Origin of the sequence: uncultured Streptococcus sp. (assembly GCF_938036805.1) — a bacterium.
Lineage (GTDB): Bacteria > Bacillota > Bacilli > Lactobacillales > Streptococcaceae > Streptococcus.
In genome coordinates, this window is the sequence record NZ_CALHWC010000013.1 from 1 (window position 1) to 18,684 (window position 18,684).

18 protein-coding genes are annotated in these 18,684 nt (G+C 41.8%); 15 read left to right on the forward strand and 3 right to left on the reverse strand.

Features of this window, described 5'->3' with window-relative positions; translation table 11 throughout:
- The 4 genes from asnS to Q0191_RS00570 all read left to right on the forward strand — a co-directional run.
- Positions 1 to 908, forward strand: a 908-nt coding sequence (gene asnS, locus Q0191_RS00555) for an asparagine--tRNA ligase (protein WP_297662853.1), incomplete at its 5' end; no start/stop codon positions are given.
- 155 nt (positions 909 to 1,063) lie between these two features.
- Complete coding sequence (locus tag Q0191_RS00560; RefSeq protein WP_297662855.1) at positions 1,064 to 2,251, forward strand: MFS transporter; 1,188 nt, start codon at positions 1,064 to 1,066, stop codon at positions 2,249 to 2,251.
- Positions 2,252 to 2,347: 96 nt separating this feature from the next.
- Entirely contained in the window at positions 2,348 to 4,090 is a 1,743-nt protein-coding gene (locus tag Q0191_RS00565; protein ID WP_297662857.1) for an ABC transporter ATP-binding protein, read from the forward strand.
- On the forward strand, positions 4,080 to 5,816 hold the full coding sequence (locus Q0191_RS00570) for an ABC transporter ATP-binding protein (protein ID WP_297662859.1): 1,737 nt from the start codon (positions 4,080 to 4,082) through the stop codon (positions 5,814 to 5,816). Before Q0191_RS00565 ends, Q0191_RS00570 begins: the two co-directional genes overlap by 11 nt.
- Before the next feature lie 74 nt (positions 5,817 to 5,890).
- On the opposite strand, the gene Q0191_RS00575 is transcribed toward Q0191_RS00570, so the two are convergent.
- The 3 genes from Q0191_RS00575 to Q0191_RS00585 form a co-directional block, all read right to left on the reverse strand.
- Positions 5,891 to 7,417 (reverse strand): ATP-binding cassette domain-containing protein, encoded by a 1,527-nt coding sequence (locus Q0191_RS00575; RefSeq protein WP_297662861.1) that lies wholly within the window; start codon positions 7,415 to 7,417, stop codon positions 5,891 to 5,893.
- A 369-nt stretch (positions 7,418 to 7,786) separates the two neighbouring features.
- Positions 7,787 to 8,527, reverse strand: a complete 741-nt coding sequence (locus tag Q0191_RS00580; RefSeq protein ID WP_005590533.1) for an amino acid ABC transporter ATP-binding protein — start codon at positions 8,525 to 8,527, stop codon at positions 7,787 to 7,789.
- A complete protein-coding gene (locus Q0191_RS00585; protein ID WP_297662864.1) occupies positions 8,527 to 10,701 on the reverse strand; it encodes an ABC transporter substrate-binding protein/permease in 2,175 nt (724 codons plus the stop codon). Before Q0191_RS00585 ends, Q0191_RS00580 begins: the two co-directional genes overlap by 1 nt.
- A 187-nt stretch (positions 10,702 to 10,888) precedes the next feature.
- Between Q0191_RS00585 and Q0191_RS00590 the strand changes: the two genes are divergently transcribed.
- From Q0191_RS00590 to Q0191_RS00640, 11 genes are all read left to right on the forward strand, one after another.
- Complete coding sequence (locus tag Q0191_RS00590; RefSeq protein WP_297662866.1) at positions 10,889 to 11,182, forward strand: TIGR04197 family type VII secretion effector; 294 nt, start codon at positions 10,889 to 10,891, stop codon at positions 11,180 to 11,182.
- Positions 11,175 to 11,534: a flagellar hook-associated protein gene (locus tag Q0191_RS00595; protein WP_297662868.1), complete on the forward strand. Its 360-nt coding sequence runs from the start codon at positions 11,175 to 11,177 to the stop codon at positions 11,532 to 11,534. The genes Q0191_RS00590 and Q0191_RS00595 overlap by 8 nt, the downstream gene beginning before the upstream one ends.
- A 285-nt stretch (positions 11,535 to 11,819) precedes the next feature.
- The gene (locus tag Q0191_RS00600) at positions 11,820 to 13,394 is read left to right on the forward strand and encodes a DUF3114 domain-containing protein (protein ID WP_297662870.1); all 1,575 of its coding nucleotides are present in this window, start codon (positions 11,820 to 11,822) and stop codon (positions 13,392 to 13,394) included.
- A complete protein-coding gene (locus Q0191_RS00605) occupies positions 13,336 to 13,983 on the forward strand; it encodes a hypothetical protein (protein ID WP_297662871.1) in 648 nt (215 codons plus the stop codon). Before Q0191_RS00600 ends, Q0191_RS00605 begins: the two co-directional genes overlap by 59 nt.
- Positions 13,984 to 14,078: 95 nt before the next feature.
- On the forward strand, positions 14,079 to 14,765 hold the full coding sequence (locus Q0191_RS00610) for a hypothetical protein (protein WP_297662873.1): 687 nt from the start codon (positions 14,079 to 14,081) through the stop codon (positions 14,763 to 14,765).
- 104 nt (positions 14,766 to 14,869) lie between these two features.
- Positions 14,870 to 15,556 carry a hypothetical protein gene (locus Q0191_RS00615; protein ID WP_297662875.1) on the forward strand — a complete coding sequence of 229 codons (687 nt, stop codon included), beginning with the start codon at positions 14,870 to 14,872 and terminating at the stop codon, positions 15,554 to 15,556.
- Positions 15,557 to 15,732: 176 nt separating this feature from the next.
- Positions 15,733 to 16,308: a hypothetical protein gene (locus tag Q0191_RS00620; RefSeq protein ID WP_297662876.1), complete on the forward strand. Its 576-nt coding sequence runs from the start codon at positions 15,733 to 15,735 to the stop codon at positions 16,306 to 16,308.
- 27 nt (positions 16,309 to 16,335) lie between these two features.
- Entirely contained in the window at positions 16,336 to 16,461 is a 126-nt protein-coding gene (locus Q0191_RS00625; protein WP_297662878.1) for a hypothetical protein, read from the forward strand.
- A gap of 46 nt (positions 16,462 to 16,507) precedes the next feature.
- Positions 16,508 to 17,032 carry a hypothetical protein gene (locus Q0191_RS00630; protein ID WP_297662880.1) on the forward strand — a complete coding sequence of 175 codons (525 nt, stop codon included), beginning with the start codon at positions 16,508 to 16,510 and terminating at the stop codon, positions 17,030 to 17,032.
- Between the two features lie 271 nt (positions 17,033 to 17,303).
- Positions 17,304 to 18,251, forward strand: a complete 948-nt coding sequence (locus Q0191_RS00635; RefSeq protein WP_297662884.1) for a CPBP family intramembrane glutamic endopeptidase — start codon at positions 17,304 to 17,306, stop codon at positions 18,249 to 18,251.
- Between the two features lie 158 nt (positions 18,252 to 18,409).
- Positions 18,410 to 18,684: DEAD/DEAH box helicase family protein (locus tag Q0191_RS00640; protein WP_297662882.1), on the forward strand; the 275-nt coding region annotated here is incomplete at its 3' end.

The window sequence follows — 18,684 nt, forward strand, 5'->3', positions numbered from 1 at the left end:
TTATCTATGCTACTTATGAATTCTTTGACAAGAATGGCTTTATGAAGTTTGACAGTCCAATCTTGTCAGGAAATGCGGCAGAGGACTCAACTGAACTCTTTGAAACCGACTACTTTGGAACTCCAGCTTACTTGAGCCAGTCTGGTCAGCTCTATCTAGAAGCAGGTGCTATGGCTTTGGGGCGTGTCTATGACTTTGGTCCAGTATTTCGTGCAGAAAAATCAAAAACTCGCCGCCACTTGACAGAGTTCTGGATGATGGATGCGGAGTATCCTTTTGTTACTCATGATGAGTCACTCGACTTGCAGGAAGCTTATGTCAAAGCCTTGATTCAAGGTGTATTGGACCGTGCTCCTCAAGCTTTGGAAACATTGGAACGTGATGTAGAACTCTTGAAACGCTATGTTGCTGAGCCGTTCAAGCGCGTTACCTACGATGAAGCGATTGACCTCTTGCAAGCCCATGAAAATGATGAAGATGCAGACTACGAGCATCTTGAGCATGGCGATGACTTTGGTTCACCGCATGAAACATGGATTTCAAACCACTTTGGCGTACCAACATTTGTTGTGAACTACCCAGCAGCTATCAAGGCTTTCTATATGAAACCAGTTCCTGGAAATCCAGATCGAGTCCTCTGTGCAGACTTGCTTGCTCCAGAAGGCTACGGTGAAATCATCGGTGGCTCTATGCGTGAGGAAGACTATGATGCCCTCGTTGCTAAGATGAATGATCTTGGTATGGACACGACAGAATATGAATTCTACTTGGATCTTCGTAAGTATGGATCTGTTCCACACGGTGGATTTGGTATCGGTATCGAGCGTATGGTAACCTTTGTAGCAGGAACTAAACATATCCGTGAAGCCATTCCATTTCCACGTATGCTGCACCGTATTAAACCATAAAACGAATCAAACGCCCATGTGGCGTTTTTTCAACAATGAACTATGAAATAATCCAAATATAGAATTTTAGAGAAAGAAGAGGTAGGAGTCATGTAAACAGCGGATTAACAAGTGACAAATAATAGCAATATAAAACACTTGTTAAAGGAGAAAATATGTTTAAAAGAAGTTATCGGAAAAATATCGGCCTGATGGCCGGAGTAGAATTTTTTGGCTTTCTAGGCATTACCAGTTTTTGGATTTTATTTCTAAGTCAAAATGGCATGTCCCTTTGGCAGATTGGCCTTTTGGAAAGTGTTTTTCATGCGACTAGCGTCATCTGTGAGATTCCTTCTGGGATGTTGGCGGACCGCTTTTCCTACAAAACCAATCTGTATCTGAGCCGGATAGCTGGAATTGTGTCTTCGATTCTTATGTTGGCGGGGCAGGGGAACTTTTGGGTCTATGCACTGGCTATGATGATCAGTGCTTGGTCCTATAATTTTGATTCGGGGACAAGCGCAGCTATGGTCTATGATTCGTCCGTAGAGGCTGGACTCAAGGAACGTTACTTATCCATCTCCAGCTTCATGTCTGGAGTGGCTGAAGCGACCCGGTCTTTGGGAACGGTCTGGGCTGGATTTTTTGTCCATGGACAATTGCATCTGACCTACTATATCATGATTGGCACCTCTATTATCGTTCTTTTCTTGACTTGGATGCTGAAGGAGCCGAGTGTCAAAGCAGAAAAAGCTGAGCGTTTGACTATGAAAAAGATTATTTGGGCTGTCAAAGAGGAGTTGCAGAGAAATCCCAGTCTTTTTATTTGGATGATTCTTTCCCAAATCATCGGAACCCTCATGTGTATGTTTTATTTTTACTACCAAAATCAATTGCCTGACTTAAAATCTTGGCAAATTTCGGCGGTCATGCTGATTGGCAGTGCATTGAATATCTTGGCAGTCTATCTGGCCAGCAAGGTCGGAAAAAAGTATTCAGCCTTGAAACTCTTTCCCTTATTGGTCCTTCTGAATGGAGTGACTTACCTGCTGTCCTATTTGGGCACGACAATCATCTACATCTTGGTTTATCTAATCAGCAATGCCTTGTATGCTCTCTTTCAGCCGATTTTTGACAACGATTTACAAAAGCAGCTGCCAAGTGAAGTGCGGGCGACCATGCTCAGTGTCTACTCTATGATGTTCAGCCTGAGCATGATTGTCATTTTCCCTCTGACTGGCTGGTTGATTGATAATCTTGGCTTCGACTGGACGTTTATAACTTTGGGCGGATTCTTATTAGCAGCGACACCGTTTTTGCATATGGGTCTAAAGAAAATAAGCCAGAACTTACAAGAAATCTAATATCAATGTTCTCTTTCTGCTGGTCAGAAGGAGAATATTTTTTACCCTTTGAAAATTATGGTAAAATAGAAACAGTTTAATGGAGAAGTAGGCAGTATGAAAGATTTATTGAAATATTTCAAGGGCTATATCAGGGAGTCTTTGTTGGGGCCCTTGTTCAAGCTTTTGGAAGCTAGTTTTGAACTCTTGGTCCCGATTCTGATTGCGGGGATTGTGGACGAAACTATTCCTCGAAAGGACAGCTCCCATCTCTACTGGATGGTTTTTCTTTTGATGGGCTTGGCTGCGCTGGGCGTGGTGGTAGCAGTGGTGGCCCAGTATTATTCGTCAAAGGCGGCAGTGGGCTTTACCCGCCAGATGACAAGTGACCTCTATCAAAAGATTCTGCGCCTGCCCAAGGCTAGTCGGGATGAGCTGACGACCTCTAGCTTGGTGACTCGACTGACGAGCGACACCTATCAGATTCAGACGGGAATCAATCAATTTCTTCGTCTCTTCCTGCGGGCGCCCATCATCGTTTTTGGCTCCATCATCATGGCCTTTACTATCAGTCCAGCTATCACCTTGTGGTTATTGCTCATGGTGGCAATTTTAACGGCTATTATTGTTTTCATGTCTCGTCTGATGAATCCCCTCTATGCTAAAATTCGCCAGCTGACAGACCAGCTGGTCAATCTGACGCGTGAGCAGCTACAGGGCATGCGGGTTATACGAGCTTTCGGTCAGACCCAGCGTGAGGTTCAGACCTTTCGCAATCGCAACGAGCTCTATAAAACCTGGCAAATCAGGACGGGAGCTCTGGCTAGTCTGATTAGTCCTCTGACCTTTCTTACAGTCAATGGTACCCTGATTGCTGTGATTTGGCAGGGGAATAGCTTTATCGGAAAGGGCTTGCTGACCCAAGGGATGCTAGTGGCTTTGGTCAATTATTTATTGCAAATTTTGGTGGAATTGCTCAAGCTGGCTATGCTGGTCAACTCACTCAATCAAAGCTACATCAGTGCAGGCCGCATCAGTCAGGTATTCGAGCAAGCAGAAGAAGATGTCCTGCAGGAATTAGTGCAGGAAACAGTTCTGCCGAATCAAGCTATTAAAGTCCAGCAGGTCAGCTTTTCTTATCCAAATGCAGCTAGTCCAGCCTTGACTGGTCTGACTTTTGATTTGAAAAGTGGTCAGACTTTGGGAGTTATTGGCGGGACAGGCTCAGGGAAGTCTACTCTGGTTCAGCTGCTGGCTCATCTTTATCCTGTGGCTGCTGGTCAGTTGACCATCTTTTCCCAAGGACGCAGTCCTAAAAATCTGAGCGAATGGAGGTCCTGGATCAGTCTGGTGCCTCAGAAGGCGGAGCTTTTCCAAGGAACCGTCCGTTCCAATCTGACTTTAGGATTGTCAACCAAGCCAACAGATGCAGACTTGTGGCAGGCTTTAGAGATTGCTCAGGCGGCGGACTTTGTCTCTCAGAAGGAAGGTGGCTTGGATGCGACTGTAGAGGCCTTTGGTCGGAATTTTTCTGGCGGTCAGCGTCAGCGTTTAACCATTGCCAGAGCTGTCTTGCGGAGAGCGCCTTTCTTGATTTTAGATGATGCGACCTCAGCTCTGGACTATCTGACAGAGTTTAGACTCCTGCAGGCTATTAAGAATGAATTGACTGAGACCAGTTTGGTCTTGATCTCTCAGCGGACCAATAGCTTGCGCTCAGCGGATCAAATTTTAGTCCTAGATAAGGGAGAACAGGTGGCTCTTGGTCGCCATGAGGAACTCTTAGTCAGCTCTGCCATTTACCGAGAAATTCATCACTCACAGCATAGTCAAGGAGAGGAGGAAAAGCATGAAGCATAAGACATCACCTAGCAGCTTGAGGCGTTTGACTCGAGATTTGCTGCAGGCGCGCTGGCTCTTTCTCCTAGCTAGTCTGGGAACGGTGGCTCAAGTGGCTCTGACTGTTCTTCTCCCAGTTTTAATCGGAAATGCGGTTGATAGCGTTCTTCTCACTCAAGCGGAGCAGCATTTGATGCCGATTTTGGGCCAGATGCTGCTGGTTATCTTAGCCAATACGCTGATTCAGTGGTTCAATCCCTTGCTCTATAATCAGCTGGTTTATCGTTACAGCCAGCAGCTCCGACAAGGCGTTATCAAGAAAGTTCATTATCTGCCTTTGGCCTATCTGGATCGGCAGGGCACTGGCGACTTGATCAGTCGGGTGACGACTGACTTGGAACAACTCAGCAATGGCCTACTGATGGTTTTTAATCAATTCTTTGTGGGGTTGCTGACAATCTTAGTGACCATCATTAGTATGGCCAGATTGGACTTTTTTCTCCTGCTTTTGGTTCTGCTTTTGACGCCCCTTTCTCTCTTCTTAGCTCGCTTTATTGCCAGAAAGAGTTTTAGCTTTTTCCAACGGCAGACGCAGGCGAGAGGAGCACAGACCCAGCTGATTGAGGAAAGTTTGACCCAGGAAAGTTTGATTCAGGCTTTTAATGCTCAGGAGCAGTTTGATACAGCTTTTACTTGCAGCAATCAAACTTATGCGGACTATTCTCAGGCGGCTATTTTCTATTCTTCGACAGTCAATCCTTCGACTCGTTTTATCAATGCCCTGATCTATGCTTTGATTGTGGGCTTTGGGGCTGTCCGAATCATTCAGGGAACAGGCTTTACGGTTGGGCAGCTGGTGACTTTCCTCAACTATGTCAACCAGTACACCAAGCCTTTTAATGATATATCGTCAGTCATGTCGGAATTGCAGAGCGCTTTAGCTTGTGCGGAGCGAATTTACAGCGTTTTAGACCAAGAAGAAATAGCAGAGCCTGGTCAGGAAATTCTTCGGTCTGAAGATATCAAAGGACAGATTAGTTTTGAGCATGTGGCTTTTGGCTATGAGTCTGGAAAAGAGCTGATTCAGGATTTGAATATAAGGATTCCAGCAGCTAGCAAGGTCGCCATTGTCGGGCCAACTGGTGCTGGCAAGTCAACCCTGATTAACCTCCTCATGCGCTTTTACAATGTTGATAGTGGTCTTATTTCTTTAGATGGTATTCCCATCACGCATTACACTAGAGCCTCTTATCGTCAGCAGTTTGGTATGGTACTGCAAGAGACTTGGCTTAAGACAGCGACCATTCACGACAACATAGCTTTTGGCCGGCCAGATGCCAGCCGAGAAGAGGTCATTGCAGCTGCCAAGGCGGCCAATGCTCATTTCTTTATCCAGCAACTGCCTCAGGGCTATGACACTTACTTGGCGGACGCTGGGGACTCCTTGTCTCAAGGTCAGCGGCAGCTCTTGACTATTGCGCGTGTCTTCTTGGCTGTTCCTAAAATCCTAATCTTGGACGAGGCGACTTCCTCCATCGATACCCGGACAGAAGTTTTGATTCAGGAGGCTTTCAGCAAGCTCATGGTGGGGCGTACTAGCTTTATCATCGCTCACCGCCTGTCTACTATTCAAAATGCTGACACCATCCTCGTTATGGTAGATGGTAATATCGTTGAGCATGGCAGTCACCGAGAGCTCATGGCAGCCAGAGGTGTTTATTACCAAATGCAGACGGCGCAGGAGTAGAAGGGGAGCTTTATTAAAGTTCAAAGATTGATGCTAAATGAAGCAAAAAGAGTTGGGAATCCAACTCTTTTTGCTTATAATTCAACTTCCTCCAACCCTGTCTCCGTCAATCGATAAATCTTTTGACAGACTTCTTTGAGAAAGATCCGATCGTGGGAGACAGCGATGATAGCGCCAGGATAGGTCTCCAAAAGCTGGCGAACCTGAGGCTGAGAGGTGGGAGAGAAGTTGCGGGTTGGTTCGTCCAGAAGGAGGACATTGGGACGATCTAGGACAAGTTTGAGCAGGAGGAGCTTGGCTTTTTGACCTCCGGAAAGCTGCCCAATCGGGTGGCGGGCCTCGTCGCGCGTGAACTGGAGACTGGCTAGATGGGTCAGAATTTTCTCCTCCTGAGCCTTGTCGCCAGAGGGAGCCAGAAAGTCCAAAGGGCTGCTCTTATCAGCCAGCAAGTCGCCGTAATGCTGGGGCATGTAGCCGACCCGCATATCTGTCCGCTCACGCAAGATTTTCCATATTTCTTTAAGCAGAGTAGATTTGCCTGCACCATTGGCGCCAATCAGTCCGATTTTCTCCTGACCGCAGACTTCCAGAGTCAGGTTCTGCGCCAGTTGTCGTTCGTCTGTTTCCAGTTTCATTCCTTCTAATTTGAGGATTCTTTTGGTCAATGGCAGAGCTTCTATGTTTGAGAAGTGAAGGATGATGGCTTCTTCCTGTGTCGGGATTTCGGTCATTTCAGCACCTGCCTTTTCAAATCGCTTGCCCTGCGAGAGAACGTTTTTCATCTTCTTAGCTAATAGTCGGCCTTGGACATCGTTTTTGGTATTTCTCAAGGCATTTTCGACATTTTGTTTGACTTGACGGTGTTTTTCCATGGTCTTGGCATGTTCTTCCCGCTCTTTCCGTGCTAGTTGTCCCTGTTTTTCAAAGGCTTCCTGACGTTGAGTGCGATAGTTTTCATAGTCCAGACTCTTCACGCTGGTTCGAGCCTCCTGTTTCTTTTTGATTCGCTCCAGATGGACAATCTTGGTCGCAGCTTGAGCGAGAAAGTGCTCGTCGTGAGAGACGAAAAGGACCGTTCTCTGGCTATGACTGATAAAGTTTTCCAGCCAAGTCAGAGTTTCAAGATCAAGGTCATTAGAGGGCTCGTCAAGAAAGAGAATATCCCAATCGCTGGCTAGTTTCTTGATGAGCTGAACTTTAAGCTTTTCTCCTCCAGATAGGCTAGCGAGCTGCTGCTGACTGGCAAAACGCTGGCTGTCAAAGTTGAGCTCCCCAGCATAGCGATAGAGCTTGGCATAGTCCGGCTCGGTCTCAAAATCAGCAAAGAAATAATCATTGAGCGTCAGTTGGGCATCCTCTGAAGGCAGCTGCTGAGGCAGGTAGGCGGCAGCAGTATAAGATTTATCAATCAGTCCGCTGTAGCTGACATAGGAGCTGACAAGTCGCTCGTCTAGGAGGAGCTTGAGTAGGGTGGACTTGCCATTGCCCTCCTCGCCGATAATAGCGACCTTGTCCCCTTGATTGACTGTCAGTGACAAATCTTTGACTAACTCTTTCAGATCTTTTAGGTGGGTGATGGTTAGATTTCTTATTTGCAGCATAGATGTCTCCTTCGTTTTATAACACAAAATACAGCCCTGCTTTATTTAGCAGAGCTGTTGAGATTGCACAAAGAAGACACAGGAGTGTCCAAATAGGATTATTCGTTTGTAGGCTTCCAGATGGAACTGCCATAGGAGCGACAGGATTAATCTAAAGATAAACCATAGGAGTTTGAAAGTACAAAAAAACGAAAGTCCCGCGGATATGCAGAAACATGACAAAATCTACTAAATAAAGTTTCCTTTAAAAAATAGACTTAATTTTTCATGTCTCCGTATACCTCCGAAATCATTCTATCTTTAGTCTAGCAAAAAGGGAAGCATAAGTCAATAAAAATCCTGAAAGATTACTTTCAGGATTCGTCAGGTTTATACGTTAAGCACCTTATCCAAGAAGTCCTTGAGACGTGGATGCTGAGGGTTATCGAAGATTTGGTCTGGTTTGCCGTCTTCTAGGAATTCACCGTCAGCAGTAAAGATGACGCGATTAGCGACCTGACGGGCAAAGCCCATTTCGTGAGTCACAATCAGCATGGTCATGCCCTGTTGAGCCAGATCCTTCATAACGTTGAGAACGTCACCAACCATTTCAGGGTCAAGGGCAGAAGTCGGTTCGTCAAAGAGCATAATGTCCGGGTTCATAGCCAATCCTCGAGCGATGGCCACCCGCTGTTTTTGTCCTCCTGACAAACTGTCTGGTTTGGCATCAGCCTTGTCTGCCAGCCCAACCTTCTCCAAGAGCTCCATACCAAGCTTGTCTGCATCAGCTTGGCTCATTCGCTTGTGCTCAACAGGAGCGAAGGTGATATTTTGCAGGACAGTCATGTGTGGGAAGAGGTTGAAGTGCTGGAACACCATTCCGATGTCTTCACGAACATGGTCCACGTTGGTAGCCTTATCTGTCAAATCATAACCGTTGACAGTAATGGTCCCACTGGTTACTTCTTCAAGCAGGTTTAGGCTGCGTAGGAAAGTTGATTTACCTGATCCAGAAGGACCAATGATACAAACAACATCTCCCTCATAAAACTTCGCACTAATCCCTTTTAGGACTTCATTTTCCCCATAGTATTTATGTAAATCATTAACATCAATTTTTAATTTAGCCATTAGTGAATCCTCTTTTCTAAGCGTTTAGCCAATCTTGTTAAGAGTGTGATGATGACCAAGTAAAGCACTGCTAGGATAGCATACATCTTGAAGCTCTGATAGTTACGGGCAATGATGATTTTACCTGTTTGGAAGAGCTCAACAAGTCCGATAGCTGATACGATAGTTGTATCCTTGAGAGCGATGACGAACTGGTTGACAAAGTTTGGTAGCATAATCTTGGTTGCTTGAGGCAGGATAATCTTGCGCATGGTCTTTCCGTACGAGATACCCAGACTTCGGCTAGCTTCCATCTGTCCGACTGGAACGGCTTGAATTCCTCCGCGAACAATCTCAGCGATATATGCACCAGCATTGAGGGACAGGGCAATGGTCCCTGCGACAAAGTCGTTAATCGGACTCTGTTGACCGGTCATAGATTCAAGGAAGTTTGGAATTCCCCAGAAAATGAAGGCTGCCAGAATCATGAGTGGAATACCACGAATAACGTCAACAAAAATTTCTGAAATAATGCGAAGCGCTTTGATTGGGCTGACGCTAAACATCCCAAAGATAATCCCGATGACCATGGCAATGGCAAAGGAGATCAGTGCTAAAGCAATGGTAATTCCAAGTCCGCTCAAAAGTTGTTTGTAGTTGTTTTGGAGAAGTCCCCAGATAGTTGTTTCGTCAACGGTTGTAGAATCATCTTGATTAGCTGAGAGATATTTATCAAGGATTTCTTGATATTTACCATTCGCTTTCAGATTAGCCAGGCCGTTATTGAACATCTCGATGAGTTCAGGGTTGGTTCCTTTTTTCACTGCAAAAGCAAGATTACCACTAGGGGTTCCCTCGATTGGTGTTTTCATTTTCTTGCCTTGGTTGATGGCATATTTGACAACGGGCTCATCATCCATAATAGCAGCGACAGAGCCAGAATTCAGACTATCATACATAGAAGAACCGTCTGAAAAAGTTTTGATTTTGTAGCCGTATTTGCTTTGATTTTCGACGAGGAAGGTTTGAGAGGATGTACCATTCTTAACTCCGACAGTCTTTCCTTTCAAGTCGTCATAAGAGGCAATATCGCTTGATTCTGTCACCGCAAGGATAGAGTTAGCAGTGTAGTATGGTTCAGAGAAATCAAAGGTTTCTTTGCGTGCCTCCGTCACAGACATCCCAGCAATCATCCCGTCAGCTTGGCCAGATTGAACGGCGTTGATGGCAGCGTCAAAACCAGGGTTAGAAATTTCAAGTGTAAAACCTTGGTCTTCGGCAATGGCTTTGATCAAGTCCATGTCAATACCAGTATATTGGTTGCTATCATTTTGGAAAACGAAAGGAGCAAAGGATGAGTCGCTGGCAATCGTATATTTAGCTTTGACTGGAGTGGCTTTTTGTCCAGACTTGGTTGTAGTCTCTGGTACTGCTGAATTTGTTGAAGTTTTGGAAGCAGCAGTCCACTTGTTGATGATGTCCTTCAAGGTACCATCTTTTTTCATCTGAGCCAAGGCTTCGTTAAACTCAGTGACTAGGTATTCGTATTTGCTGCCTTTTTTGACACCAAATGCGAAGCTACCAACAGCCTCACCCTTCATTGAGATTTTCAAATCTTGCCCTTGACTGATTGCATACTCGATAACGGGTTGGTCATCCATGGCTGCGTCAACCGCTCCGGCTGCTAGGCTGTTATACATGAGGTCGCCTGTATCAAATGTTTTGATAGTAAAACCGTACTTGTCCTTAATTTTTTCAAGGAAACGTTGCGCGGCAGTACCATTTTTGACACCGACTGTTTTTCCTTTAAGTTGATCGTAAGACCTTATTGTATTCGCCTTGGTCGTTGCAATGACAACTTTTGTGTCATAATATGTATCAGACATGGTAAAGACTTTTTCACGTTCAGCAGTCTTAGTCATACCTGCCATAATGGCATCGGCCTGTCCTGCTTGAACCGCATTAACAGCCGCATCAAAGCCAGGGAAGGACATTTCATATTCCCAACCTTTAATGTCAGCTACTTTATTGATAATATCAACATCAATTCCTTTATATGTCTGGTCTACGTCTTTAAATTCAAATGGGGCGTAAGCCGTGTCAGATACGATTTTGATAGTATCTGCATGAATAGTTGTCCCTAATGCAAAGATAGGGAACAATGCTAGCAGAAAAGCTATGATTTTTTTCTTCATACTTTCTCTCCTTTGTTAGAATATTGTCTGATTATATCAGAAAAATTTGAAAAAGGCAAATATTTTCCGTTTCATATGTTACATCTTCTGACATATGCTGTGACAATGATATTATTAAGCGTTGTTTTACTTTGCTTGGATAATATGCTAGAATTGAGACACAAATGTGGGTTTGAAGGAAATTTATATGAAACAAATTAAAAGTGATATTTTGATTGCCCAACAATTAGGGACCGCTTTGAAAACTGGGGCGGAAGCACTCATTAGTATTGCAGATGCTTATAAAGATGAGCAAACTAAGCTTTTGGGAAATGATTCTGTACATCATGCAATAGCGCTTTCTCAAAATAAGGCTAAGGATATTTCGGCTGCTATTCAATCAGTTTGCGTCAATATCCAAACCGTTGCAGAGGGATTTCAAGCTATTGATGAGGCTAGTGCCAGTAAATTTCAGCTGATGGAGGGCCGAAATCGTGAATAAAGAGCAGAAGCTCTATGAGCTGAGAAAAGAGGAAGAAAGGCTGCTTCGACAGGAGGAAAGCCTGCTGAAGGAAAAAAGGATGCTGGAGAATCAAATAGAGGATTTTGAAAGGTACTGTTCAGATGCACAAACCCAGATCTGGGATTCTTTCGAGACTTATCCTTATTCTAGAATCTTTTTTGAGCAGTTGCAGTCAGAGGCATCCCATGAGTCACGAATAATTTCTGAAAGCTTCTTTGATGATTTGGATAAAGTGAATCTTCAAAAGTGGAAGTTAGAAGATGATTTAAATGATGTCTATTACGAGCGTATCAGAATCAACCAACTGACGGATGAAGAAGATGGGAATTGAAGTTTATTGCGGAAGTTTAGATGCTCAGACCGAGGGTACAACAATTATGACTAGAAGCTAGTTGGAGAGCTATAAAGAATTGGGAAAGGCTCTGGAACAAGCGGAGAATTCCGCGTCCTACTTATCGGGTAAAGCTTATGATTCTTTTAGAGCTTTCATTAGCGATGTCATTGTTCCTTTAAAGGAAGCAGGAGTATCCTTATCTGAAGCGACTCAGACAGATGTGCAATCTCTTTCAAAAAGTATCGTACACAAGTTGCGGATGAGGATTTACAGGAGGATAAGTTGGTAGAGGATATTCAGCGTTATGACCAATTTATTGCAGCTAATCTGGAATTGATAGATGCCATTGTGACAAGTAAGTCCACCAGTCCTGGTAGTTTTCAACGGCTACAGGGGCTGCAGAAGCTGAGCGACACCTATACTGCAGCTCGAAAAGAGCTTCAGGAAAAGTTGGATAAACTCCGAGCTTTTAATGCCAGTTCGTCTGAAATATTCGGAGATATTGATGCTTTGGCGCAAGCGATTGATACTGGTGTGGGGCAGCTAGCCAGCTCTTGGGATGCTAATACAGGAACCTATGGTGTTCCTGCGGATTTGTCATGGACGATAGTGGCGAGTGAGATAAAAGCGAATCGTGCTTTTGCTAAGAAATATCAGATTGAGCGACCGCACAATCTGTCATGGAAGGAATACAATTCTTATATCACAGGACTGCGCCAACAGGCCGAAGAGTTGAAGAAAGTTGATGGCTGGGATGATGAGGCTGTAAAGAATTATATCAATCAGGTTAAATCAAGCACAGCAAAACTTCAGACAGGTCAAGAGTTTTATAATAAACGTGACGAACTATATGCTCAAACAAAGGAAGTAGGCTCTGACGTCTACACAGGCATGTATGCAGCAAGTAAGATGAGTTCCAGAGAAAAATTAGAATTAGTTCTCAAACATTTAGGAGCTGAAGTAGATGAACATAATTTCATGCATTTAACCAGTGCTACTCATAAATTTTCTGATAAAATGCCACCTCATGGAGATTTTTTAATGTATTTTAGAAAAGATGTAATTTTGACTTTTAAGGACAAATCGCTTAAGGAAGATAAATCTGGTTTAGGTCAACAAGTTCATCTTTTCCGCTATTATCTTGATCGTCAAGTAATTTATTATATTCGAAATAACTATGAGGGAGCTAGTGATTATGAAAAGCTTTTGGCGTACGGTGAAGAGCAAGGGCTTACCTTTGATTATACTACGGGAGCTAACTATCATAATCGTTATGATAAAGATACAGATGTTTTCAGACGTCCTTACAATATGAAAGTTCAAGTTCCTCAAGAAAGCACCTTTGTTCAAGAAAAAGGTTTCAATAATGCTCGAATGGTTGAGTTTATTGTAAATCTCGAAACAGGAGAATTTGAGACACAGTGGGATGCCTATGATCAGCATAAGCTGCCTGACGGTAGATATGATTCCAATCCAGAACATTATACTCATGATGAATTGCATGAAGTTGCTAATACAGAGTCCTTTAACTACGGTCCATCAAAAGGGAATAATGACGCAGTCACAGGAATTTATGCTGATCAACATAATAGATTGGATGTTACACAGCCAGCGGACTCTGAACTCAGGCAAAAAGCCAAGAGTATCTTCAAATCTGAAGACGATTTGGGTAAAAAGGGCGGTCAGTATGCAGATATTGCAAAAGGAGGAGGACATAAAGATTATGAAGCTTGGCAAGAAAGAACAAAGGGTATGTCCGAAGAAGAGAAGGTGGAGGAATATAATAAATATAAAGAATATGCTAGTAACTTTGATGATGTCCCTGGCTATAGCAACTATTCTAATAGTAATACCTAAGATTGGAACCCCTCATAATGCTCGAGATATTCTGGAGAAGAAACGCTTTGTATTTGTTCAGAATCCTAAGTTTATAGAGAGTAGGGGTGAGGATTATGGTAAGGGATTTGATTTAGGTGAAAATGCTTTTTTTAATCCCAATAACGTAGCAGTAAAAAAAGGAAAAAAGCATGGTGGATTTAGCACAGATGATTCTGAAAAAACTTTTAATAAAATCAAGAGAAACGAATTTTCCTCTGCACTCTTAAATTCGCATATCACAACTGATGAAATAAAGAAATCAAAATACCAAGTAGTATTAAGCACGGAATCGGTAGTAGATAAGTCCTTGTTTGAAAGTAAATTTGTTCCAGAATTAGAACTCAAGTATGCTTTAAAGGAACAAGAATTTTCCAAAATTCGCATCACATATAACAAAGAGTTTCTGCCAACCAAGATAGAGTGGTATTATAAAGGCGAGGAAGGTCTTAAATGGTACACTTGGCGGACTTATTCATATCCCTTCAAGAATAAGGCAGAGTTTGATAAACGGTTAGACGAAGAAATAGCCAACATTGAAGAGATTGCTAGAGAAAACGAAGGAGACTAATAGCTCTTTCTCACTTCATAGTATCAATGAAGCAGAAAGCGAAGAAGGTTAGATAATTGAGGATTGGCAAGAAAGAACAAAGGATATGTCCGAAGATGAAAAAATTGCAGAGTATAATAAATATAAAGAGTATGCGAATAAGCTTGGTGCTACTCCTGGTTATAGCGATTATTCTAATAGTAAGGACTATGGTTGGGACCACTAATAACGCTCTGGAAATTCTTGAGCAGAAACGCTTTGTATTAGTTCAAAATCCCGAGTCTATAAAAAGTAGAGGAAATCATTATGGCAAAGGTTTTGATCTATATGATAAAAAATTTTTCAATCCTAATCAGGCTGCTATAAAAGAAAATTCTATTTACGGAGGAGCTAATAACAGTAATGCAACAGAATTTTTTATAAGAATGAAAAACTTTGAGTTCTCTTCTGCACTCTTAAATTCGAATTTTACAACTGATGAAATAAAAAAATCAAACTATCAAATTACTCGCTCACCTGAATCGCTGGTGAATAAATCCTTATTGAAAGAAAAATATCCACCTGAATTTGAGTTGCAATACATCTGCAGGGAAGAAGATCAGTTTTCAAAAGTGCGCATCACATACAACAAAGAATTTCTGCCAACCAAGATAGAGTGGTATTACAAAGGTGAGGAAGGTCTTAAATGGTACACTTGGCGGACTTATTCTTATCCCTTCAAGAATAAGGCAGAATTTGATAAAAGGTTAGACGAAGAAATAGCCAACATTGAAGAGATTGCTAGAGAAAACGAAGGGGACTAATAGCTCTTTCTCACTTATTTTAATACTGTAGTATCAATGAAGCAGAAAGCGAGGAAGGTTAGAGAATTGAAGCTTGGCGAGAAAGAACAAAGGTATGTTCGAAGATGAAAAAGTGGCAGAGTATAATAGGTATAAATAGTATGCGAATAAGCTTGGTGCTACTCCTAGTTATAGCGACTATACTAATAGTGATGCCTATGCTTGGGACCACTAATAATGCTCTGGAAATTCTTGAACAGAAACGCTTTGTATTTGTTCAAAATCCCAAATATACAAAAATGTATAATAATGAATATGGTATAGGATTTGATTTACAGAAAAAATTATTCTTTATTCCCTTTCATACTGCTATAAGAAATAATACTGTATTTGGAGGATACACTAATCCAGCAAATGCAAAGCAGACCTTCAAAGAAATTCACTGGAATGAATTCTCGTCAGTTATCTTAAATTCAGGTATCACGACTGACGAAATAAAGAAATCAGATTACCAAGTAGTATTGAGCACGGAATCAGTAGTAGATAAGTCCTTGTTTGAAAATAAATTTGTTCCAGAATTAGAACTAAAGTATGCTCTAAAGGAACAAGAATTTTCCAAAATTCGCATCACATACAACAAAGATTTTCTGCCAATCAAGATAGAATGGTATTACAAAGGCGAAGAAGGGCTTAAATGGTACACTTGGCGGACTTATTCTTACCCCTTCAAGAATAAGGCGGAATTTGATAAACGGTTAGACGAAGAAATAGCAAACATTGAAGAGATTGCTAGAGAAAACGAAGGGGACTAATAGCTCTTTCTCACTTTATAGTATCAATGAATCAGAAAACAAAGAAGGTTAGAGAATTGAAGCTTGGCAAAAAGTTCCAGAAAAAGATAAACAAAAAGTATATGAAGATTATATTGAGTGGCTTGGCGATGATGATATTACTGGTGTTTTATCATTCTTTAAGGCAAAGAGACTTTATGGATACTGAACGACTGCAGATTGATTTGTTGAATGAAAAACGTTTTATCTCTGTTGAAAGACCCAATGATTATGAAAACGATTCGAAATTACATAAAGTTTCTTTTGACTTGAAAAATAAGGAATTTTATAGTCTTAACTATGCGGTTAGGAGTAAAAAGACTTATGGTCAGAACAGATGGACAGCAAAGGAAATTTACGTAAGCTGGATTAACAAAACTATTACTCCTATATTATTAAACTTGAAAGTTTCAAAAAAGAAGATATTGGAATCGAATTATGTAATAGAACTGGAGCCAGATTTACTTTTAGATAAAGAAAAACTTGAGAACCCGAAATCTGGAGATATTGAATCCTATTATGTCTATTTTAAGATGTCGAAAGTCCGTATCACATACAACAAAGAATTTTTGCCAATTAAGTTGGAGGGCTATTATGAGAAAAATGGAAAGATGTCTTGGAGTGTCTTAAGGGTTTACTCTTACCCTTTTAAAAGTAAAGAGGAGTTTGACAATGAGATGGATAAAGCAATAGAGAATATTCAAGAACATGAAGCAGAAGTTGAAGGAAACTAGGATTATAAAGCTTAGCGAGAAAAACATATGTCCGAAGATGAAAAAGTGGCAGAGTATAATAAATATAAAGAGTATGCTAGTGGTATCAAGCCTAGTAATCGTGGTTATTCTGGTTATGCTCATAGCAAACAATATCAAAAAGACCACGAGTGACGCATATTCAATTTTATCAAATAAGAGATTTATTTTTGTTAAAAGCATGTCAGATATTGAGGCAAACAATGATTTTGGAACAGGATTTGATTTAAAAGATAAAGAGTTTTACTATGCTCATGGAGCTGCGATTAGAGATAACAAACTGTTTGGGGGCAGTAGTAAATATGAAGCTAAGGAATATTATGAAAGAGCACTAAATAATGAAATATCCTCAATTCTTCTTAATTTAGATGTTAGTCCTGATGAAATAAAAAAATCAAACTATCAAATTACTCGCTCACCTGAATCGCTGGTGAATAAATCCTTATTGAAAGAAAAATATCCACCTGAATTTGAGTTGCAATACATCTGCAGGGAAGAAGATCAGTTTTCAAAAGTGCGCATCACATACAACAAAGAATTTCTGCCAACCAAGATAGAGTGGTATTACAAAGGTGAGGAAGGTCTTAAATGGTACACTTGGCGGACTTATTCTTATCCCTTCAAGAATAAAGCAGAATTTGATAAACGGTTGGACGAAGAAATAGCCAACATTGAAGAGATTGCTAGAGAAAACGAAGGAGACTAATAGCTCTTTCTCACTTCATAGTATCAATGAAGCAGTAGTTAAAAGGAATTAGGATTGCAAAGCTTGGCAAGAAACAACAAAGGGCATGTCCGATTGTGTTTGTTCAAAATCACAGATTTATAAAGAGTAGCGGTGAGAATTATGGCAAAGACTTTGATTTACAGGATAAAAAAATTTTAAATCCTAATCAGGCAGCTATAAAAGATACTTCGCTTTTTACGCATACTGTAGTAATATTTTATGATAATTAAAAAAAGGAAGGAACATGTTTATGTTTAAATCACGTATGTTAGATAATGTGAAGCTGTCGCGATACATTCCGCCGATTTGGTTGGCAGTTTTGATTTCTATTGGCTTTATCCAGCTAGGAGAAATCCTTGCATTCATTGGAATGATTCCGATTGGGATCATCATTGGAACTGTGCTTGCCACGGTAAATCCGACAGCTGACCGAGCAACGGTTATGGAAGTGTTCGGGCATTATAATATCTTTTTTCAGCTAGGTAGTTTTTTCTTTATGGCTTTACTTGTTTTTCTGTGGGTCAAGTTTCGAGAAAAGAGACCCTTCTCCAGTCTGGGCTTCTTTAAGGAAGGGTGGCTGAAAGAACTGGGTAAAGGATTTCTGATTGGTTCGATACAGTTTTCGCTTATCGTTGCCCTGCTCTTGCTGACAGGATCTGGGAGACTAGAATTGGCAGAGCTGAGTTTAGAGCCAGTTCTCTTTATTCTTGCCCTGATACCTTTTTGGATTCTGCAAGGTGGCACGGAGGAGCTAGTGACGCGTGGTTGGCTCTTTCCAGCAGTTAGTGCCAAATCAAATATTCTTGTCGGTGTCTTGGTTTCCAGCGCTCTATTTGGGGCAATGCACCTCCTCAATGCTGGTGTGACTGTCCTTTCTATTGTTACTATTATCTTGGATGGGATTTTTGCCTGCCTACTCATGATCAAGTATGATAATATGTGGGTCTTGGCTGGTATGCATGGCGCTTGGAATTTCGTCCAAGGAAATGTCTATGGCATCCAGGTCAGTGGGAACGGAGCTACTGCCTCTGTCTTTAATTACACTTCTCAGACTTCTATTGATTGGCTTTCAGGAGGAGCTTTCGGTGCTGAAGGGTCTATTTTTGCCAGTATCGTTCTGATTGGCTGTATTGCTTATCTTTACTGGTCGCTCAAGAAGGAAAATCGCCTGCCTCAGACATTGATGTTTAAGAAATAAAGAGATCGCTCAGCTTAGCTGGGCGATTTTTGATGTTAATGAATGATCAGAATGCAAGACTAGCCGCTCTTAGAGATTAGCTACTAAACCAGAGCCAAACCCAGAGAAAATGTATCAAATATGGTAAAATGATAGAAGCACAAGTTGAGGAATAAAAGATGATTAACAGAATAACAGATAATAAATTTGAATTGGTGTCTAAGTACGAGCCTTCTGGTGACCAACCTCAAGCTATCGAGCAGCTGGTGGACAATATCGAGGGAGGCGAGAAAGCCCAAATTCTCATGGGGGCAACTGGTACTGGTAAGACCTATACCATGAGTCAGGTGATTTCTAGAGTCAACAAGCCGACTCTGGTTATCGCCCATAATAAAACATTGGCCGGCCAGCTTTATGGTGAGTTCAAGGAGTTCTTCCCCAATAATGCGGTGGA